At 56.9% G+C, this 18,875-nt stretch carries 20 protein-coding genes; 6 read left to right on the top strand and 14 right to left on the bottom strand.

The features are described from left to right. Positions 1–181: 181 nt before the first annotated feature. Together sbcD and sbcC are read left to right on the top strand one after the other, a co-directional pair. The gene (gene sbcD / locus ACERY3_RS00430) at positions 182–1,387 is read left to right on the top strand and encodes an exonuclease subunit SbcD (protein ID WP_373224862.1); all 1,206 of its coding nucleotides are present in this window, start codon (positions 182–184) and stop codon (positions 1,385–1,387) included. Beyond that, positions 1,384–4,515 carry an exonuclease subunit SbcC gene (gene sbcC, locus ACERY3_RS00425; RefSeq protein WP_373224861.1) on the top strand — a complete coding sequence of 1,044 codons (3,132 nt, stop codon included), beginning with the start codon at positions 1,384–1,386 and terminating at the stop codon, positions 4,513–4,515. Before sbcD ends, sbcC begins: the two co-directional genes overlap by 4 nt. A gap of 75 nt (positions 4,516–4,590) precedes the next feature. Here the strand turns inward: sbcC and mak are convergent, their stop codons facing one another. After that, positions 4,591–5,496: a fructokinase gene (mak, locus tag ACERY3_RS00420; RefSeq protein ID WP_023310541.1), complete on the bottom strand. Its 906-nt coding sequence runs from the start codon at positions 5,494–5,496 to the stop codon at positions 4,591–4,593. Between the two features lie 123 nt (positions 5,497–5,619). On the opposite strand from mak, the gene rdgC reads away from it, so the two are divergent. After that, entirely contained in the window at positions 5,620–6,534 is a 915-nt protein-coding gene (rdgC, locus tag ACERY3_RS00415; RefSeq protein WP_023310540.1) for a recombination-associated protein RdgC, read from the top strand. A gap of 48 nt (positions 6,535–6,582) precedes the next feature. Here rdgC and ppnP read toward each other — a convergent pair whose 3' ends face one another. From ppnP to ACERY3_RS00390, 5 genes are all read right to left on the bottom strand, one after another. Further along, on the bottom strand, positions 6,583–6,870 hold the full coding sequence (ppnP, locus tag ACERY3_RS00410) for a pyrimidine/purine nucleoside phosphorylase (protein WP_008503270.1): 288 nt from the start codon (positions 6,868–6,870) through the stop codon (positions 6,583–6,585). 71 nt (positions 6,871–6,941) lie between these two features. Continuing rightward, positions 6,942–7,619: an AroM family protein gene (locus ACERY3_RS00405; protein ID WP_008503271.1), complete on the bottom strand. Its 678-nt coding sequence runs from the start codon at positions 7,617–7,619 to the stop codon at positions 6,942–6,944. Between the two features lie 237 nt (positions 7,620–7,856). Continuing rightward, on the bottom strand, positions 7,857–8,048 hold the full coding sequence (gene yaiA, locus ACERY3_RS00400) for a protein YaiA (RefSeq protein WP_032638425.1): 192 nt from the start codon (positions 8,046–8,048) through the stop codon (positions 7,857–7,859). 44 nt (positions 8,049–8,092) lie between these two features. Continuing rightward, positions 8,093–8,617, bottom strand: a complete 525-nt coding sequence (gene aroL / locus ACERY3_RS00395) for a shikimate kinase AroL (protein ID WP_039263897.1) — start codon at positions 8,615–8,617, stop codon at positions 8,093–8,095. A gap of 143 nt (positions 8,618–8,760) precedes the next feature. Further along, a complete protein-coding gene (locus ACERY3_RS00390) occupies positions 8,761–9,219 on the bottom strand; it encodes a YaiI/YqxD family protein (protein WP_033144747.1) in 459 nt (152 codons plus the stop codon). A 97-nt stretch (positions 9,220–9,316) separates the two neighbouring features. Between ACERY3_RS00390 and proC the strand changes: the two genes are divergently transcribed. Beyond that, positions 9,317–10,126: a pyrroline-5-carboxylate reductase gene (proC, locus tag ACERY3_RS00385; RefSeq protein WP_023310536.1), complete on the top strand. Its 810-nt coding sequence runs from the start codon at positions 9,317–9,319 to the stop codon at positions 10,124–10,126. A gap of 14 nt (positions 10,127–10,140) precedes the next feature. On the opposite strand, the gene adrA is transcribed toward proC, so the two are convergent. From adrA to ACERY3_RS00355, 6 genes are all read right to left on the bottom strand, one after another. Further along, positions 10,141–11,244 carry a diguanylate cyclase AdrA gene (gene adrA / locus ACERY3_RS00380; RefSeq protein ID WP_033144746.1) on the bottom strand — a complete coding sequence of 368 codons (1,104 nt, stop codon included), beginning with the start codon at positions 11,242–11,244 and terminating at the stop codon, positions 10,141–10,143. 102 nt (positions 11,245–11,346) lie between these two features. Next, positions 11,347–11,667, bottom strand: a complete 321-nt coding sequence (psiF, locus tag ACERY3_RS00375; RefSeq protein ID WP_023334671.1) for a phosphate starvation-inducible protein PsiF — start codon at positions 11,665–11,667, stop codon at positions 11,347–11,349. 89 nt (positions 11,668–11,756) lie between these two features. Next, positions 11,757–13,172, bottom strand: coding sequence for an alkaline phosphatase (phoA, locus tag ACERY3_RS00370; protein WP_373224860.1), 1,416 nt, complete (start codon positions 13,170–13,172; stop codon positions 11,757–11,759). A gap of 99 nt (positions 13,173–13,271) precedes the next feature. Beyond that, on the bottom strand, positions 13,272–13,532 hold the full coding sequence (gene iraP / locus ACERY3_RS00365) for an anti-adapter protein IraP (RefSeq protein WP_024906786.1): 261 nt from the start codon (positions 13,530–13,532) through the stop codon (positions 13,272–13,274). Between the two features lie 210 nt (positions 13,533–13,742). Continuing rightward, positions 13,743–14,957, bottom strand: a complete 1,215-nt coding sequence (locus tag ACERY3_RS00360; RefSeq protein WP_029739748.1) for a multidrug efflux MFS transporter — start codon at positions 14,955–14,957, stop codon at positions 13,743–13,745. Positions 14,958–15,125: 168 nt separating this feature from the next. Continuing rightward, positions 15,126–15,809, bottom strand: a complete 684-nt coding sequence (locus ACERY3_RS00355; RefSeq protein WP_373224859.1) for an extensin family protein — start codon at positions 15,807–15,809, stop codon at positions 15,126–15,128. 103 nt (positions 15,810–15,912) lie between these two features. Between ACERY3_RS00355 and ddlA the strand changes: the two genes are divergently transcribed. Beyond that, complete coding sequence (gene ddlA / locus ACERY3_RS00350; protein WP_373224858.1) at positions 15,913–17,004, top strand: D-alanine--D-alanine ligase; 1,092 nt, start codon at positions 15,913–15,915, stop codon at positions 17,002–17,004. Here the strand turns inward: ddlA and ACERY3_RS00345 are convergent. Next, positions 17,001–17,228 (bottom strand): DUF2754 domain-containing protein, encoded by a 228-nt coding sequence (locus tag ACERY3_RS00345; protein WP_033144741.1) that lies wholly within the window; start codon positions 17,226–17,228, stop codon positions 17,001–17,003. The two genes, ddlA and ACERY3_RS00345, sit on opposite strands and share 4 nt — an antisense overlap. Positions 17,229–17,477: 249 nt before the next feature. On the opposite strand from ACERY3_RS00345, the gene ACERY3_RS00340 reads away from it, so the two are divergent. Next, positions 17,478–17,777 (top strand): DUF2755 family protein, encoded by a 300-nt coding sequence (locus ACERY3_RS00340; RefSeq protein ID WP_008503287.1) that lies wholly within the window; start codon positions 17,478–17,480, stop codon positions 17,775–17,777. On the opposite strand, the gene ACERY3_RS00335 is transcribed toward ACERY3_RS00340, so the two are convergent. Further along, entirely contained in the window at positions 17,774–18,871 is a 1,098-nt protein-coding gene (locus tag ACERY3_RS00335) for a DUF1615 domain-containing protein (protein ID WP_058841158.1), read from the bottom strand. The two genes, ACERY3_RS00340 and ACERY3_RS00335, sit on opposite strands and share 4 nt — an antisense overlap. Between the last annotated feature and the right edge of the window lie 4 nt (positions 18,872–18,875).

Below are 18,875 nucleotides of genomic sequence, written 5' to 3'. Positions count from 1 at the left end.
CCCTGTCTTATCTTATTTAAGTTACAAGTTTGTAATTCGGCGCCATTATGCGTCAGATTTATGACAGATTTATGAAAAACAGTACCACGATAACGGGCAAACCGTTGTTTTATTACAGCGGTTATTTTCCCGTCTCTGAACGTTTATAATCCTGCTTTCTCTTTTTTGCCACGGATCAGCTATGCGCATACTTCACACCTCGGACTGGCATCTGGGTCAAAATTTTTACAGCAAAAGCCGTGCGGCTGAACATGAAGCTTTCCTGAACTGGCTGCTGGAAACGGCCCGGACGCACGAGGTGGACGCGATTATTGTGGCGGGTGACATCTTTGATACCGGCTCGCCCCCCAGCTATGCGCGTGAACTGTACAACCGCTTCGTGGTGAATTTGCAGCAAACCGGCTGTCATCTGGTGATTGTCGCCGGCAACCATGATTCCGTCGCGACGCTCAATGAATCCCGCGACATCCTGGCATTTCTGAATACCACCGTCGTCGCCAGCGCCGGGCAGCCCCCGCAGATCCTGAAAAAACGCGACGGCACGCCGGGGGCGGTACTGTGCCCCATTCCCTTTTTACGGCCGCGCGACATCGTGCAAAGCCAGGCGGGGCTGTCGGGCGTGGAAAAACAGCAGCATCTCCTGCAGGCCATCACCGATTATTATCACCAGCAGCACGCCGATGCCTGCGCCCTGCGCGGCGACCAGCCGATTCCGGTGATTGCGACCGGGCATCTCACCACCGTCGGGGCCAGTAAAAGTGACGCCGTACGCGACATCTATATCGGCACGCTGGATGCCTTTCCGGCGCAAAACTTCCCGCCAGCCGACTACATTGCGCTCGGACATATTCACCGGGCGCAGATCGTCGGCGGCAGCGAGCACATCCGCTACTGCGGCTCGCCAATTTCGCTCAGCTTTGACGAAACGGGCAAGGCCAAATCCGTCCACCTGGTGAGCTTTTCCGAGGGAAAACTTCACGCCGTCGAGACGCTGGAGGTCCCGGTCACCCAGCCGCTGGCGGTGCTGAAGGGCGATCTTGCCGCCATTACCGCCCAGCTTGAGCAGTGGCGCGGAACAGCGCTTAACCCGCCCGTCTGGCTGGATATCGAAATCACCACCGACGACTACCTGCACGATATGCAGCGTAAAATTCAGGCGCTGACGGAAGATTTACCCGTCGAGGTCTTACTGGTACGCCGCAGCCGCGAGCAGCGCGAGAAAATTCTGTTAAGCGCTCAACGCGAAACGCTCAGTGAACTGCGGGTTGAAGAGGTGTTTGAACGCAGGCTCTCGCAGGAGGAAATTGACGACGCGAAGCGCGCAAGACTCAGCGAACTGTTCAGCCATACCCTGCATGCGCTCAATGATGAGGAAGAAAACGCATGAAAATTTTGAGCCTGCGCCTGAAAAATCTCAACTCCCTCAAGGGCGAGTGGAAAATTGACTTTACCGCGGAGCCGTTTGCCAGCAACGGGCTGTTTGCCATTACCGGCGCGACCGGGGCAGGTAAAACCACCCTGCTCGACGCCATCTGCCTGGCGCTTTATCACGAAACGCCGCGACTGCAGAAGGTCTCTCAGGCGCAAAACGACCTGATGACGCGCGACACCGCCGAGTGCCTGGCGGAAGTGGAGTTCGAGGTAAAAGGCACCGCCTATCGCGCATTCTGGAGCCAGAACCGCGCGCGCAACCAGCCGGACGGAAACCTGCAGGCGCCGCGCGTGGAGCTGGCGCGCTGCGAAGATGGCAAAATCCTGGCCGACAAAGTGACGGATAAACTGGAGCAAACCGCTGCGCTCACCGGGCTGGACTATGGCCGCTTCACCCGCTCGATGCTGCTCTCACAGGGGCAGTTTGCCGCCTTCCTTAATGCCAGGCCGAGCGATCGCGCCGAGCTGCTGGAAGAGCTGACCGGCACCGAGATCTACGGCCAGATTTCCGCCATGGTGTTTGAGAAACACAAAGCCGCCCGCAGCGTGCTTGAAAAGTGCGAGGCGCAGGCGGCGGGCGTCGTGCTGTTGAGCGAAGAGCAACAGCAGCAGTTGCAGCAAAGTTTGCAGGCGCTTACTGACGAAGAGAAAACCCTGCTGGTTCAGCAGCAAAGGCAACAGAAAGATTTTCAGTGGCTTACGCGCCATGATGAGCTCATGCTTGAGCAACAGCGCGTCACCGCGATGCAACAGCAGGCGCAACAGGCGCTGACGAACGCTGCGCCAGAGCTGGCAAAGCTCCAGCTTGCTCTGCCCGCCGCCCAGCTTCGACCGCTTTGGGAGCACCAGCAGGAGCAAACCGCGCGCCTGACGCAAACCCAGCAGCGAATTATTGAAGTAAATACTCGCTTACAAGCCAAAACCGCGCTGCGCGCGCGGATCCGTCATACCGCCCAGCGTAATCATAAGCAACTTCAGACCGAGCAGACGGCGCTGGCGCAGTGGCTGGCGGAGCACGAACGCTATCGCCTGCTGGGGCAGGAGATTGCCGGCTGGCGTGCCCAGTTCTCTCAGCTTAACCGCGACAAAACGCAGCTAGCCTCGCTTGCTGCGCGGATGGGTGAATTACGCAACAGGCTGGCAGAGATGCCGGAAAATACGCTGACGCTGACGGCGGATGAGGTCAGCGCGGCCATGGAGCAGCAGTCCCGGTCACGCACGCTGCGTCAGCGGCTAACATCGCTGCATGCCCGCTATCAGCCGCTGCAAAAGCGCCTGCGCCAGAGCGGTGAAAGCGTGCAGAGGGCCCAGGCCGAACAAAACAAACTCAATGAAACGCTGACGCTGCGTCGCCAGCAGTACAAAGAGAAACACCAGCACTATCTGGACCTCAAGGCCCTGTGCGAAACCGAAGCGACGATCAAAAAGCTGGAACATTATCGTTCGCAGCTTGAGGCCGGCAAACCCTGTCCGCTGTGCGGCTCCAGCGAGCATCCCGCCGTTGCGCAATACCAGTCGCTTGAGCTGACGGATAACCAGCGCCGCCGTGATGACCTGGAAAAAGAGGTCGCCGCCCTTAAAGAGGAAGGCCTGCTGGTGCTGGGACAGGTTAATGCCCTGACGCAGCAGATCCAGCGCGAGACAGACGAAGCGCAGACGCTCTCTCAGGAAGAGCAAGCACTCACTAAAGAGTGGATGGAGGCCTGCACTTCCCTGAACATAGCGTTGAATATTCAGGAAGATATCACGCCATGGATGAACGAGCAGGAACAGTACGAGCGCCAGCTCTATCAGCTCAGCCAGCGTCTGACCCTGCAAAACCAGCTAAACGATCAGGAAGTGCTGGAGCGACAGTATCAGCAGCAGCTGACGGCCGCGCGCCAGGCGCTGGAAAACACCCTGCTTTCGCTATCGCTTAACGTACCTGAAGACGGTAATGAAGCCGCCTGGCTGCACGCCCGCGAAGCGGAATTCGCGCAGTGGCAGGAGAAGCAAACGCAGCACGGCGCGCTTCTGGAACGCATAAACGCATTGAAGCCGCTGCTCGACACGCTTCCGGAAACGAACGGCGAAGAGGCCGAACCGGCCATTCCGGACGGCTGGCGCGACGTCCACGACGAATGCGTGTCGCTACAAAGCCAGCTCAGCGTGCAGCAGCAGCAGGAAAAGCTGGAGCAAGAGCGCCTGCTTCAGTCGCAGGCACAGTTCACCGCGGCGCTCGCAGCGAGCTGCTTTGCCGATCGGGACGCGTTCCTTGCCGCGCTGCTGGATGACGACGCTATTCGTCGCCTCGAACAGCTGAAGCAGTCGCTGGAAAGCCAGATACAGCAGGCCGCGGCCCTTTCCGGCCAGGCTAATCAGCAGCTGCAATCTCATCTGGCGCTGCGGCCGGAAGGTCTCAATGCAGATGCCCCTGCACTGCAAAGCCAGCTGCAGCAGCTGGCGCAACGGCTTCGCGAGAACACGACGCATCAGGGCGAGATCCGCCAGCAGCTTAAGCAGGACAGCGATAACCGTCAGCACCAGCTGGCGTTGATGCAGCAAATTGAAGAGGCCGCGCGCCAGGCGGACGACTGGGGTTATCTGAACGCGCTGATCGGCTCCAGCACCGGCGACAAGTTCCGTAAATTCGCGCAGGGGCTGACGCTGGATAATCTCGTCTGGCTTGCTAACCAGCAGCTTAACCGTCTGCACGGGCGTTATCTGCTGCAGCGCAAGGCCAGCGACGCGCTGGAGCTGGAAGTGGTCGATACCTGGCAGGCGGATGCGGTTCGCGATACCCGCACGCTCTCGGGCGGCGAGAGCTTCCTGGTCAGCCTGGCGCTGGCGCTGGCCCTTTCCGATCTGGTGAGTCATAAAACGCGGATCGATTCCCTGTTCCTGGATGAGGGGTTCGGCACGCTCGACAGTGAAACGCTGGATACCGCGCTGGATGCGCTCGACGCGCTGAACGCCACCGGGAAAACCATCGGCGTGATCAGCCACGTTGAGGCGATGAAAGAGCGCATTCCGGTGCAGATCAAGGTGAAGAAAATTAACGGGCTGGGTTATAGCAGGCTGGATAAGGAATTTGCGGTGGGCTGAATGGTAGGTCGGTGCGGTCTGATGCCCTCACCCTAGCCCTCTCCCACAGGGAGAGGGAATAAACATTATTTGCTTTTATTCCGGCCACAGCCACGCCGCGCCGCGCACGCCGCTGGAGTCACCGTGGACAGCTTTGCGGATCGGGGTTTCACACTCGCCGCCAAACACCCACTGTTTCACCAGATTCGGTACCGTGGCGTACAGCCGGTCAACGTTGCTCATGCCGCCGCCGAGCACAATCACGTCCGGATCGAGAATATTCACCACGTGCGCCAGGGATTTCGCCAGCCGCATTTCGTAGCGGCTAAGGGCCAGCTCGGCGACCGGATCCTGTTCTTCGACCAGACGCATGATTTCGTTGCCCTTTAGCGGCTGGCCGCTTAAGCGGTGGTAGTCGGTCGCAAAACCGGTGCCGGAGATAAACGTCTCAATACAGCCCTGCTTTCCGCAGTAGCACGGCACCTCAGCGCGGTATTTAAGCTCGTCTTCATCCATCCACGGCAGCGGGTTGTGTCCCCACTCGCCCGCGGTACCGTTACCGCCGATATGGGCGCGCCCGCCGAACGCCACGCCCGCACCGCAGCCGGTACCGACGATCACGGCAAACACGGTCTGGGCACCAGCCGCCGCGCCGTCGATGGCCTCAGAGACCGCCAGACAGTTAGCGTCGTTGGCCAGACGCACTTCCCGGTTCAGACGTTGGCTCAAATCTTTATCAAACGGCTGACCGTTGAGCCAGGTGGAGTTGGCATTTTTAACCACCCCGGTATACGGGGAGATCGACCCCGGGATCCCCATACCGACGCTGCCGGTTTGGCCTGTCGCCTGCTCTGCCATCTCAACCAGGCTGGCAATCGTCTCGATAGTCTGGTGATAATCATCGCGCGGCGTCGGCAGACGGTGGCGGAACAGCTGCTCCCCCTGCTCGCTCAGTGCGATGACTTCTGTTTTGGTACCGCCCAAATCGATCCCAATACGCACAAGACTCTCCTCATTATTTTGATTATCAACAGAGTAGAAGCACGCTTCCCGATTAGCAATGCAAGCGATGCGACAATTCGTTATCATGCCCGCTGATTTAACGACAAGGCCGTGGAAATTATCATGCTGTGGTTCAAAAATTTGATGGTTTACCGTCTCAGCCGCGACGTTTCGCTGCGTGCAGAAGAGATGGAAAAACAGTTAGCCGCTTATACCTTTTCCCCTTGCGGTAGCCAGGATATGGCGAAAACCGGCTGGGTTCCGCCAATGGGTTCACAAAGCGATGCACTGACCCACGCCAGCAGCACGGGTCAAATCATCGTCTGCGCCCGTAAAGAAGAGAAAATCCTGCCGACGCCGGTGGTTAAGCAGGCGCTCGAAGCGAAAATTTTCAAGCTGGAAGCCGAACAGGGCCGCAAGCTGAAAAAGACCGAGAAAGATTCGCTGAAAGACGAAGTGCTGCACTCGCTGCTGCCGCGCGCCTTCAGCCGCTTCAGCCAAACCATGATGTGGATCGACACCGTCAACGGGCTGATCATGGTGGACTGCGCCAGCGCCAAGAAAGCAGAAGATACGCTGGCCCTGCTGCGTAAAAGCATCGGATCTTTACCGGTCGTTCCGCTGGCGCTGGAAACGCCGATCGAGCTGACGCTGACCGAATGGGTACGCAGCGGCGCTGCGGCTCAGGGTTTCCAGATCCTTGATGAAGCCGAGCTGAAAGCCCTGCTGGAAGATGGCGGCGTGATCCGCGCGAAGAAGCAGGATCTGGTGAGCGACGAGATCGCCGTCCACATCGAAGCGGGTAAAGTGGTCACTAAACTGGCGCTCGACTGGCAGCAGCGCATTCAGTTCGTGATGTGCGACGACGGCTCCGTGAAGCGTCTGAAATTCTGCGACGAGCTGCGCGATCAGAACGAAGATATCGACAGGGAAGATTATGCCCAGCGCTTTGACGCGGACTTCATCCTGATGACCGGCGAGCTGGCCGCGTTGATTCAGAATCTGGTGGAAGGTCTCGGCGGCGAAGCGCAGAGATAACAGGCAAAACGCAGGCCGGGTAAGCGTTAGCGCCACCCGGCTTATTTTTTATTTCAGATAGCGGCACAGATAAGAGGTAGGTTCAGCGACCTGCAAATGGAACTCGCTGTGGCCAGGGACGTTGAAAACTTGCCCGGCAGCGTAAACTTTCCATTCCGTTTCACCCGGCAGTAAGACGTTCAGCGCACCGCTGACGACCGTCATTTCTTCAGCTTCCGCCGTGCCAAAGGTGTATTCCCCTTCCGCCATAACGCCGACACTGGCGCGGCCAGTGCTGCTGCTGGTAAAACCAATGGATTTCACTTTACCGGAAAAGTATTCGTTACTTTGAAGCATGAACTGGCCCTTATATTTTTAGATAAAAATTCACTATAGGGGCCATGCTCATCACCTGTCACGAAAAATCATTACATGAGGAGTTCCGAGGCCAGGCGAGCCATCAGAACGTTGGATAACAGCACGGGCACATCCAGCGCTTTTTGCAGCAGATCACGATGGTGCTGATGGAAACCGAGGCAGTCCAGAATCAAGACATCTGCTCCTCTCTCAAGCAGTTCCTTCCCGGCAGCAATAAGTTTTGCCTCACTGTCCCAGAACGGATTTGCCAGCGCATACAAGGGCACTTTTTCCAGCACGTGCCATTTTGCTTCCTGGTTATCCATGAGCTCCTCAATGGGCACAATCACCCCCACCTGATGACCATCCACGATGGAGGCCACCAGCGGTGGAATGATCCGCATCGGCTCAAGCAAAATCGCATTACGCGCCGTAAGCCCCTTAATGGGCGCGGTGCTCATCAGCAAAATAACGTCATAACCTTGATTATCGAGCACTTCTATTACGCCCTGCAGCGAGCGCTCGATTTTCTGACGCGAAACGTGCGCCAGTTTACCGTCGCTTAATAACGTCGCCAGGGGATCCTCCCCCGCCTCGACAGCGTAGTCTTCCATGACCTCTTCCCGACTCATCTTCCCCAGCAGGCTAAGATGCGTTATCTGTTGTTCAGATACATGCTCGGTTAAGAGCGGTAACACTTCGCTTACAGGGACCACACCAATGGTGAGGATCGCCAACGTTGCCTTCATCTTGATCGCCTTCCATTACTCCAACATCGTGCATACAGGTACAGGCTCACTACGCTGCACAGTTCATTTTTTCAACAAAACAGCACCAAGCGTAGCAGGTGATCCCGACATCGAAATGTAAAGATCGCCTGCCGATACCGGAGTTACTTGTAATAACTAAATATTAACTCCTGCTTAACTTTCCCGATGAGTAAAAAGTGTGATTCAGGCACGATACTGGAACGTTTAGGAAAAGGGTCAGGTTTTATCGGGATCTTCATAGCGCCGTTTCGCATCCAGCGCTTCCTGTTCAGTCTCGTGTTCACTGATCAGCGAGTCCGGCTTGGGGTGATCGGCACGCAGTTGATACCAGGTCACGGTATGACCCGTCTGGCCTTTTTCAACGGTAACAATACGTGCTTCACGCGGATAGGGAGGTCTGGTTGGCATAGCTCATCCTTTTTTTATGTCTGAGCTATAAGTATAGACGCCGGTTAGCTGGCACAAGCCAAACGCAGGGCGGTAATAATCTGAATCACAACGTCTTCGGGAGAGGCTGACGCATCCACCACGTGGTGAGCCGCTTCGCGGTATAGCGCATCGCGTTCGGCCAGCACTTCGCTCACCTCTTCGCTGAGCGGCCTGGTAGTCAGCGCAGGGCGTTGCCCCTCTTCCGGAAAGGCTTCCAGACGTCCTACCAGAGCCGACACCGGCGCGCTGAGATAAATCACAATCCCCTTTTCGCGCATAAAGTGGCGATTACACTCCGCCAGAACAATGCCACCGCCAGTGGCGATCACGGCAGACGGGGTGGTGACCGCTTTCAGCGCGGCGGTTTCGCGCGCGCGAAAGCTCTCCCATCCCTCTTGCTCAACAATCTCGGCGATGGTTTTTCCGGCCTCGGTTTGCAGCCAGTGGTCGGTATCAACAAACTGGCGATGACACACGCGTGCCAGCTCCAGGCCAACGGTGGTTTTCCCACAGCCGCGGGGGCCAACTAAAAAGATGGGTTGGGTCATGCCAGGTGTTCCCCTTGATGCCGAATGGCTGAAGAGTGTAAAGAAATAATTGCAGAAGATGTTGCGATTACTTTACTGCAAAGCGGTACGGGATGACAACCCTGTGGAGGCCACACTGTACCACAAATTGACAATAATTATCATTACGCTGTGCGGCGCTTCACTTCCAGCAGCCATTTATCCAGCTCGGCAGCGAACTGCTGGCGATCGCGCTGGGACAGGCTGTCCGGTCCACCGGTCTGCACGCCGCTGGCCCGCATCGTATCCATAAAATCGCGCATGGTGAGCTTTTCCCGAATGGTCGAAGGCGAGTAACGCTCCCCGCGCGGATTGAGCGCCGCCGCCCCTTTCTCCAGCACTTCGGCAGCCAGCGGAATATCCGCCGTGATCACCAGATCCTCCACGCTGCACAGGCGAACAATTTCGTTATCCGCCACGTCGAACCCGGCCGGCACGCGCAAGGAGCGGATGAACCGCGAAGGCGGTACGCGAATATTCTGGTTCGCCACCAGCGTCAGCGGCATCTGAACGCGCTCGGCGGCGCGAAATAAAATCTCTTTAATCACGTTCGGACACGCGTCCGCATCAACCCAAATCGCCATATTGTCTCCCCATAATGAGTCTGCCGACTATTGTCGCCTGCATTTCGTTGTTAAGCTATCAATCAGAGAAAACAACGCATAATGACGGAGAATCGTGATGGACAAGAAAATCGGGTTTATCGGCTGCGGTAACATGGGCAAAGCCATCCTGGGCGGTCTGATCGCCAGCGGGCAGGTGCTGCCGGGTCAGATTTGGGTCTATACCCCGTCACCGGACAAAGTCGCCGAGTTGCGCGATCAATATGGGATCAACGCCGCCGAAAGCGCGCAGGAAGTCGCCCAGGTCGCCGATATCGTCTTTGGCGCCGTCAAGCCGAACATCATGATCAAAGTGCTGAGCGATATCACCTCCAGCCTGAATAAAGAGACGCTGGTCGTGTCGATTGCCGCAGGCGTCACGCTCGATCAGCTGGCGCGCGCGCTGGGTCACGATCGTAAAATCGTCCGCGCCATGCCCAACACCCCCTCGCTGGTCAATGCCGGCATGACCTCCGTCACGCCTAACGCGCTGGTGACCACAGAAGAAGTGGCCGATGTGCTGAATATTTTCCGCTGCTTCGGTGAAGCAGAAGTGATTGCCGAATCGATGATCCATCCGGTGGTCGGCGTGAGTGGCTCAGCCCCTGCCTATGTGTTCATGTTTTTAGAAGCGATGGCCGACGCCGCCGTGCTTGGCGGAATGCCGCGCGCGCAGGCGTATAAGTTCGCCGCGCAGGCCGTCATGGGCTCCGCCAAAATGGTGCTGGAAACCGGCAAACACCCGGGTGAACTGAAAGATATGGTCTGCTCCCCGGGCGGTACCACCATCGAAGCGGTGCGGGTGCTGGAAGAGCGCGGATTCCGCTCGGCCGTCATTGAAGCGATGGCAAAATGCATGGAAAAATCAGAGAAGCTGAGTAAATCCTGATTTCTGACCGGGCGTCAGGCAGCCACTTCGGTGCGGCCGCGCCCGGCATTTTTCGCCCTGTACAGCGCCACGTCCGCCGCCTTCAGCCATTCCCGATAATGTCCAAACTGCGGCCCCCAGGGGGCAACGCCTACGCTGATGCGCAGCGCTTCTTTTGGCGCGCACGGTAACGTCAGTTTTTCCAGCCGCTCATGCAGTCGCGACATCACGGCGATGGCGCTTTCCGCCGCGGTCTGCGACATGATCACCGCAAACTCATCCCCGCCAAACCGACCGATCGCATCGCCTGACCGTACCGACCGCTGGAGCTGACGCGTAATAGCAATGATCGCCTCGTCGCCCACGTCGTGCCCCCAGGTGTCGTTGATGTTTTTAAAGTGGTCGATATCAATCAGCAATATCGTGGCGGTGCTGTGGTCGCGCCGACAATGCTCAAATTCATTTCGCAGCAGCATTTCCCAGTGCCGACGGTTAAAGACCCCGGTCATCCCGTCGCGGGTGCTCATCATTTCCAGCCGCTGCTTATGTTCCGCAAGCCTGACGGCGGTTCGGTGGCTGAGCCAGGCAAACAGCATGGGATACAGCACGAGCACGGGTAACGTTAAGCCCCACTCCACGAGGTCGGGGTTGAAGACGGCCACTTTCCCGACGAGTGGCAGGGTCACCAGCGCGGAGAGCAGCGTCAACGCGATCCCCGGGATAAACAGACGACAGCCGCCGGAACCCATCATATTCATCCCCACCATCATCACCAGCGCTGCGGTGGGTAATGCATTCATCCCCATCACGCCTATCCAGAGCCCGGCGATAATGGCATCGATTTTAAGATTGAAAATTTCCTGCTGATGAGGTGAAGCGGCACGGCAGGACAGCTGCCAGGCAAAATGGGGCCAGACGAACGCCCACCCCACCAGTAAAAGCCACCAGCCACCGGGTAAAAAATGGGTGACCAGCATCCCCGCAACGGGGAAAAACATCGCCGCCAGCCCGACGGCGCGCGCCAGCCGAACTCGCCGGGCAAACTGAATGCCGGCGCGGTGAGGGTCATCCTGAGAAAGGGTTAAATTCCACTCTTCCCGAATGCGCTTTTTGTTGTAATACGTTTCATCATTCATCATTTTTGGGAATATTCTGAAACATTTTCCCAAATTATAGAGAGGGGGTCTGCGGGGAAAGTATGAAATTTCGGGTGAGCCGCCGAAGCCGCTCACCCGTTTGAACTACACTTTTTTCTTCAGGCACGCGCTCATGAACTTGCTGCGGTCGTCCCCCTTCAGGGACTGTTCGGTTGCTTTCGCATTACACTCGCGCATTTTTTGCTGCTGCGGCGTCAGGCTTTTTTCAGCCGGCTTCGCGGCGCCATTTTTAAGGCAGTCGCTCATGTAGGTCTTGCGGGCGTCTCCCTTCAGACTCTGCGACGTCGCCTGTTGATTACAGGTGGTCATACGCTGTTGTTGCGGCGTTAGCGTCTTCTCTTCCGCGTTCGCCGATGCGACCAGGAACAGGCCGGAGAGCAGAGTAACCAGTAATGTTGTTTTCATTGCACCATCCTTTTGTGAACATTCCCTGTAAGTCTGGTTCGTGACAGGAAAAAAACCAGCCGACAGATGTGATTTCCGCCGGGATTTTATCATTTAAAACCCAGCGCCGCCTTCATGGTGTAGAACAGATCCGTTTGATCGGTCAGGCCTACCACGTTTGCCGCGTGCGGGCCGTAGGCCGCAATGCGCAGCTGGGTGCCGGTGTGCTCCATGGACTCTTCCTCAGAGTTGCCGTAGCTCAACACCATAACGGCGCCATCTTTGGTATTCAGCGCCTGCGTCAGGCCCGGGGCCTTAGTATCTGCCGGAATGATCTGGCTGGCATGGGCATGGTCCGCGGTGACGATCACCAGGGTGTTGCCGTCTTTTTTCGCGAACTCAAGCGCCTTCTGCACCGCTTCGTCCAGATCGACGGTTTCGCCAATCTGGCCGCACGGATTCGCCGCATGATCCTGCTTATCGATCGACGCGCCCTCAACCTGCAGGAAGAACCCTTTTTCGCTCTTGCTCAGCAGAGAGATGGCTTTATCGGTCATCGCCGCCAGCGTCGGTACGCTGTCCGTGCGTTTCGGGTTAGGCGTACAGGTTACGGCAGGTTTATCGATATTGCCGTGATAAGAGGCTTTTGGTCCTTCCCAGCGCACGGGCATGTTGCCGTCAGAGAATAGCCCCAGCAGCGGCTTGTCCTGGTTCGCCTCGGTGATGGCTGCCAGCGAACTGGTGTCACTCACCAGCTGATAGCCGCGGGCCTGCGCCTGCTCGCGCAGCGTTTTGCCCTGCCACTCGCCCGCCGTTGCGGTTTCTGCGAAGGTTTTCGCGCCGCCGCCGAGGGTCACGTCAGGACGCGCGTTCAGCAGCTGTTCCGTAATCGAGCCTTTGCCGCCTTTTTCCAGCGCGTTCGTCGGGCATTTTTCGCTGGTCACTGACGGACCGTAGCATTTACGCGAGGTCACGTGCGCCACCAGCGCCGCGGGCGTTGCATCCTGAAGTTCAGCGGTGGAGACGTTGCCGGTCGCCAGGCCCGCCGCTTTTGCCATCTCAAGAAGGGTTTGATGATCTTTTTCGTGAATATCCCCCCCCAGCGCGCCATTATAGGTTTTCACGCCGGTGGACCACGCCGTAGCAGAGGCCGCGGAGTCCGTGACGTAATCCGGTTTACCGGTTTTTTTATCCAGCGCGTAATGGGTATATTGTCCGGTCAGCGGTAATGCGTCGATGCCTTTAAAAAAGCCGCCCGCACCCTCGGCATAATTTCGCGCCGCCGTGATTTCGGAATCCCCCATTCCATCGCCAATCAGCAGAATAATATTTTTCGCTGGCTTATCATTCAGCGAAGCGCGAATAGCGGCAGTTTGATCTTCTGATAAACGGCGTGCACCGCCAGGCTGGGTGATATCCCCTTTTGCCGCGCGATTATCCAGCACGCTGGTTTGGGCAGTATCGGCATAAATGGCAGGGGTAATTAACAGGGGAAGTAATGCGATGAAAAGTGCGCTCTGTTTCAATTTATTTTCTCCATGTACAAATACATAAAAATAAAAACAGAGCGACTATAGGCATCCTGCATGACAATTCTATGACACGTCGTTACGTCCTGTGACGGTTTAGCTGCGCGGATGCCTTAACAGCTTCTTTACGTACTGGTGGAGCATCTCGGCATCCTCAACCGGAACCTGCGATTCAGGCCTGACGCTGTCCAGCGCGCCTTCCACGCTCTCAATCAACGCCTGTTGATCGGTTTTCGCCATTTGTCGCAGCAGCGCGGTGACCACAATTTCCAGCGCTTCGACCTGAGCAACCAGCTCTTTTGACTCCTCTTCCTTTTGCGCCAGCTTGACCAGCAATTCAGCAATGAGATTTTTCATCGTGCCAGTTCCTTTTTCAGTTTTGTCTGAAGTTAGCATTCTGAATCCATAATGCAAAGAGAAGAAATTTATTATGGTATGCAAAAGTGATGCAGGAATGAAAATAAAGGACCGCCGCGATGAGCGAAACGTTTTTCTATAAAGAAGCGCCGCATTTTGTTATATAAAAATGCGGCTACCATAAGAATATATAATACATCAACGAAACGATTATCTCGATGATTTCGCTTCCGCCATTTGTCTGCGGCGACGCAGCGCAATAGCCAGCTGGATAATATTGATTAAAACAACAATCGCCGTGGCGGCAAATACCCAACGAAAACCGGCCATCGCGGAAACGGATGCGCCAATAAGCGGACCGGCAACATTCCCCAGATACATAAATGACTGGTTATATCCAAAAATACGCCCCGTCACCTGGTCGCTGGAATATTTAACCAGCAGGGTCTGCACCGCAGGCAACATTGCGCCATCAGCAAACCCGAGCAGAAATCGCAATACGCCAAGCTGAAGCGGAGAGGTGACAAACGACATCGCGAAGAAGAGCACGACCGCAAAGATCAGCGTCGCCATCAGGATGCGCGCCGTGCCGATCCTGTCACCCAGTTTTCCCAGACGCGGCGCGGAAATCAGGGCGGATACGCCCGGCACGGCGGCGATCATGCCGCTCAGAAAAGCGATATTTGTACTTTCCGGCTCCATCGACTTGATAAACAGCGCCAGAATCGGACCGACCGAACCGTTACAGAGCTGGATAACCATAGTGGTCACAAACAGGCTGATCATCAGTCCAGGATAGGGCAGCGAGGCGAAAACGGCCTTGCCGCTCAGGCGTTCAGATTTACTGATAACCGGGCGGCCTCCCTCTTTGATAAGAAAGAGCGTGACCAGAAAACTGACCACCAGCAGGATCGCGGTGATGATAAATACCGCGCGCAGCCCGACGTGGTCCGCCAGAAAGCCGCCCAGCAGCGGACCGCCGATGACGCCGCTGATCTGTGCCGTGGAGAGCGTACTCAGCGCCCAGCCGCTACGCTCGCGCGGCACCTGAGAGGCGACCAGCGCCATGGCATTCGGAATGTACCCGGACGTCAGCCCCATCACCGCACGCAGGAAAAACAGCTGCCAGACGTTGGTGGCGAAGGCCTGGAGCAGAATGGCAATCGCCATCCCGAGCGAGGCGCGCAGCAGCATCAGTTTTCGGCCTTTCCGATCCGCCAGGCTGCCCCACATCGGTGACACAATGGCGGAGACCAGAAACGTGACGCTGAACGTCAGGCCGGACCACATGGAGAGCGCTTCATGCGAGGTCACCCCCAGCTGCGAGACGTACAGCGGCAGGAACGGCAGGATCTGGCTGATGGCCAGCCCGGTAAAGAAGCAGCCGAACCAGACCGAGATGAGATTAACTTTCCAGGATTCCATAAAGAAATAGTCTTCATTTTTAGGCGAATTCGCCTACAGATTAGCAAGTTACGCGTTTTGACGTCGCACCAGAGATGCGGCCCGACTGACTTTGGTGTTTTATCTTCCCAGTCATCATATTTGTGAAATAAGTCACAATTCATCCATTTTCTGGCGGAATATTATGCTTCACCGACAGAGTCCGAAACCGCGCATTCCCAGATGAAAATGGTTGGCATGCGCCGTGTTATACTCCGGCCCCAGGCCGTTTCCGTAGTAGCCGCAGCTTGCCGCCAGCATGGCCTTCAGCCATGGCTGCGTTGTTGCCGCCTTCCAGCCGTTCAGCACCGTGACGCGTTCCCCGTTCGCCAGCCGAAAGGCGGCGATATCCAGCGCCTCCGCCGTGGCATGTTCACTGCGTCGCGCGTCAGGGCGATGGTAAATATTGCGGCAGGTAAAGCTGCCGAGATGGTCGATACGCGCCAGGTCACTGCCCGTATAGCGTTTTGTCAGCGGCCGGGCCTGCTGGCTGATAAACAGCGCAGAGCTGAGCGCCAGCGGACAGCTGGCAAGAAAACTGCTGTTCAGGCCGACCGGGCCGAAGTCACGCACGCGCACGACGTTGTTAAGCGGGCACGCGCCGCCGCTGTCGGTCACCGGCTGGGTGCGGATAAGATCCCTTTGGTTGGCCTGCGAAAGCAGGCTTGCGCACGCCTCGGGACTTAAGCGCCGAAGCTTATACTGGGTGATTCGGCCCGGCGGGTCGTCAAGCGTCAGCGGCATGAAAGGGTTGTAGTAAGGCGGCAACCAGCGGTAACCCACCGTTGCAACGGCCACAATGATGAATACGGTCAGCAGCGTTTTTCCTTTCACTCTCCCCCCTCAACATTCCCCAAAACATTATGGCAGAAGGCCGCGAAACCCGCCGGGCATCGTGGTATGTTATTGGCTTTTCGTCAGACTGGAAGAGAGTGAGATGGCTAAGCAGCGCGTAGGTATTGTCTTTGGGGGAAAATCAGCGGAGCACGAAGTGTCATTGCAATCGGCCAAAAATATCGTCGATGCGATCGATAAAAGCCGTTTCGACGTGGTGCTGCTGGGCATTGATAAACAGGGGCAGTGGCACGTTAACGATGCCAGCCAGTATCTGCTGAATGCTCACGATCCGGCGCATATCGCCCTTAATCCTTCGGAAGTGAGCGTCGCCACCGTACCCGGCGTCGCGAAGGGGCAGCTCATCGATGCCGGCAACGCGCAGGCACTCGCCCAGATCGACGTTGTCTTCCCTATCGTTCACGGCACCCTGGGCGAAGATGGTTCCCTGCAGGGAATGCTGCGCATGGCCAACCTGCCGTTCGTCGGCTCGGACGTCCTCGGCTCTGCCGCGTGCATGGACAAAGACGTCACCAAACGCCTGCTGCGCGATGCCGGGCTGAATATTGCGCCATTTGTGACCCTCAACCGCGACAAGCACAGCTTCGCGCAAATTAGCGGAGAGCTGGGTCTGCCGCTGTTTGTGAAGCCGGCAAACCAGGGCTCCTCCGTGGGCGTCAGCAAAGTCACCAGCGAAGCAGAGTTCACTCAGGCTGTCCGTCTGGCGTTTGAGTTCGACCATAAAGTGGTGGTTGAGCAGGGCATCAAAGGCCGTGAAATTGAGTGCGCCGTGCTGGGTAACGATTTCCCACAGGCGAGCACCTGCGGCGAAGTGGTCTTAAACAGCGACTTCTACTCGTACGACACCAAATACATTGATGACAAAGGCGCGCAGGTTGTCGTTCCTGCGGATATCGATCCGGCGATTAACGATAAGATCCGGGCGATCGCCATTCGCGCTTATCAGACGCTCGGCTGCTGCGGCATGGCGCGCGTGGATGTGTTCCTGACGTCGGAAAACGAAGTGGTGATCAATGAAATCAACACGCTGCCGGGGTTCACTAACATCAGCATGTATCCAAAACTGTGGCAGGCCAGCGGCCTGAGCTACCCGGAACTGATCACCCGCCTGATCGAACTGGCGCTGGAGCGTCACGCCGCCGACAGCGCGCTTAAAAGTTCCGTAAACGGTTAATCGGCGCGCTTCGCCTCATCCGCTGTCGTCTCTTCAGGACGACGGCGGATAATCAACCCCGCCAGCCAGAAACTTATCACCCAGGTCACCAGCCCGACGGCATAGGTTTGCCATCCTTTTGCTTCAAACCCCAACAGGCCCACGACACCGTTAAGAATAAAGATTAGCCCGATAGCAAAGGCGTAGTAGTGCCAGTCACGGCGTAGTTTGGACGTGAGCTTCATAACAACTCCGGCAGGAAAAAAAGACATCCTCTCACAGTTTTACGGCCAGGTCTGTGGCAGATACGGAAATTCTGAAACGCGACGCAATTTCACTTAAGTGATGAAATTGTGATGTGCTGCAGAAATCGGCAATCCAGGAGGATTCCGGCGCGTAAATTACCACGATTCTGATATTGACAAATGCGATGACCTGTCAAACTCACCCCGTAAGACGCGTATTAAAACAGAGTGATACCACGGGAGGTCAACATGGCTGACTTTACATTGTCGAAACCGATTTTTGGCGGCAAACCAAAAACCTCCACGGCGGGTAATATCGCTTATGCCCTGTTTGTCCTGTTCTGCTTCTGGGCCGGTTCCCAGCTGCTCAATATGCTGGTCCATGCGCCGGGCGTTTATGAACACCTGATGCAGGTGCAGGATAACGGACGCCCGCGAGTTGAGATTGGCTTTGGCGTCAGCACCCTGTTCGGCCTGATCCCCTTCCTCGCGGGATGTATGATTCTGGGCGTTGTAGCGTTAGTTTTGCGCTTTCGCCGTCGCCGTTAAAGCCCCATACAGCGCGCCCGACGATCGTCCACGCGTTTTGCGAACCATGCGGTGGTCAGGTTACGCGTGATCTTCGGGCTTTCCAGCTGGATCCCCGGCAGGATAGCCCTCGGTAACGCTTTCCCACTCTTCTTCTCTGCAAGCGCAAACACCTTGTTGTACAGATCCGTTTTCTCAAATGCCAGGCTATCGCCTTTCTCAAGCAGATGACGAATGTCACTATTGCTCAAGCCAAGCGTGGTGGATAATTTCCGTACTGCCAGCTCGGTGCTTCCCGCCTCGCTGCTGCCGTAAGCGATGAGATCGCCGTCCAGTGCGAGCTTGACGCCGCTTGCGCGGCTGACCGCACTCTGGAATGCCGCGTTACGGCTGGCGTACCAGCCCGCGTTAAAGTCGGCAAAGCGGTACAGCGGCTCATTGTAGTTCGCCGGATAGTTCAGCAGATGATACGTGCCAAACCACAGCCCACCGCGCAGGGAGAAGACCTCCTGACGTACCGTACCGTCGATTTTCCACGGGTAGCCGTCGGTATGCTTCTCCGCGAACGCAATGCTCACCTGCATCGGGCCACCGGTATGTACCGGGTTCAGCGAGCCAAACAGCTTCTGCCCCATCGGGACCATACTGATGAAATCATCAAAGATGGCGCTGAGCTGTTTTTCGGTTTTCACCGCGTCCAGCCGTTCGCTGTAGCTTTTGCCGTTCGGCGAGGTGATTTTAAGCGCGGTATGCACGAGGAAAACCGGGATATGCATGGATTCCGCGCGGCGGTCGATCTCTTTCCAGGCGATTTTGTTCAGACCCGGCACCACCGGGTCTGACTGGTACATTGACTCCTGCTGCGCCACCGCCAGCACCGAGCAGATATTCTCCTCGGTCGGCGCGATCTTTTGGCTTTCAAAGGTTTTTGCCAGCGCATCTGCCCACGCGTTGCGATCCTTCACGCTGGCGGGCATTTTCTGCCGCACAACGCTCGCCACATCGACGGGCTTCTCCCCCTTTTTGAGCGGAGCGGCCCCTTTTTCGGCACAGCCTGCCAGCACAAAAGTGGCCAGCAAGGACAACGGTAACGCGCGCGGTACGGCAAAAGACATAGCA

The organism is Enterobacter cloacae complex sp. ESBL7, assembly GCF_041679625.1.
GTDB lineage: Bacteria > Pseudomonadota > Gammaproteobacteria > Enterobacterales > Enterobacteriaceae > Enterobacter > Enterobacter asburiae_B.
Note: the sequence above shows the minus strand (reverse complement) of the source record. Positions and strands in the feature narration are given on the sequence as shown.

Excerpts from the sequence above, each read along its gene's own strand:
- sbcD (WP_373224862.1), top strand. The coding sequence starts at position 182 with ATGCGCATACTTCACACCTCGGACTGGCATCTGGGTCAAAATTTTTAC.
- sbcC (WP_373224861.1), top strand. The coding sequence starts at position 1,384 with ATGAAAATTTTGAGCCTGCGCCTGAAAAATCTCAACTCCCTCAAGGGC.
- rdgC (WP_023310540.1), top strand. The coding sequence starts at position 5,620 with ATGCTGTGGTTCAAAAATTTGATGGTTTACCGTCTCAGCCGCGACGTT.
- ppnP (WP_008503270.1), bottom strand. The coding sequence starts at position 6,870 with ATGCTTCAAAGTAACGAATACTTTTCCGGTAAAGTGAAATCCATTGGT.
- ACERY3_RS00405 (WP_008503271.1), bottom strand. The coding sequence starts at position 7,619 with ATGAAGGCAACGTTGGCGATCCTCACCATTGGTGTGGTCCCTGTAAGC.
- yaiA (WP_032638425.1), bottom strand. The coding sequence starts at position 8,048 with ATGCCAACCAGACCTCCCTATCCGCGTGAAGCACGTATTGTTACCGTT.
- aroL (WP_039263897.1), bottom strand. The coding sequence starts at position 8,617 with ATGACCCAACCCATCTTTTTAGTTGGCCCCCGCGGCTGTGGGAAAACC.
- ACERY3_RS00390 (WP_033144747.1), bottom strand. The coding sequence starts at position 9,219 with ATGGCGATTTGGGTTGATGCGGACGCGTGTCCGAACGTGATTAAAGAG.
- proC (WP_023310536.1), top strand. The coding sequence starts at position 9,317 with ATGGACAAGAAAATCGGGTTTATCGGCTGCGGTAACATGGGCAAAGCC.
- adrA (WP_033144746.1), bottom strand. The coding sequence starts at position 11,244 with ATGATGAATGATGAAACGTATTACAACAAAAAGCGCATTCGGGAAGAG.
- psiF (WP_023334671.1), bottom strand. The coding sequence starts at position 11,667 with ATGAAAACAACATTACTGGTTACTCTGCTCTCCGGCCTGTTCCTGGTC.
- iraP (WP_024906786.1), bottom strand. The coding sequence starts at position 13,532 with ATGAAAAATCTCATTGCTGAATTGCTGGTCAAGCTGGCGCAAAAGGAA.
- ACERY3_RS00360 (WP_029739748.1), bottom strand. The coding sequence starts at position 14,957 with ATGGAATCCTGGAAAGTTAATCTCATCTCGGTCTGGTTCGGCTGCTTC.
- ddlA (WP_373224858.1), top strand. The coding sequence starts at position 15,913 with ATGGCTAAGCAGCGCGTAGGTATTGTCTTTGGGGGAAAATCAGCGGAG.
- ACERY3_RS00345 (WP_033144741.1), bottom strand. The coding sequence starts at position 17,228 with ATGAAGCTCACGTCCAAACTACGCCGTGACTGGCACTACTACGCCTTT.
- ACERY3_RS00340 (WP_008503287.1), top strand. The coding sequence starts at position 17,478 with ATGGCTGACTTTACATTGTCGAAACCGATTTTTGGCGGCAAACCAAAA.
- ACERY3_RS00335 (WP_058841158.1), bottom strand. The coding sequence starts at position 18,871 with ATGTCTTTTGCCGTACCGCGCGCGTTACCGTTGTCCTTGCTGGCCACT.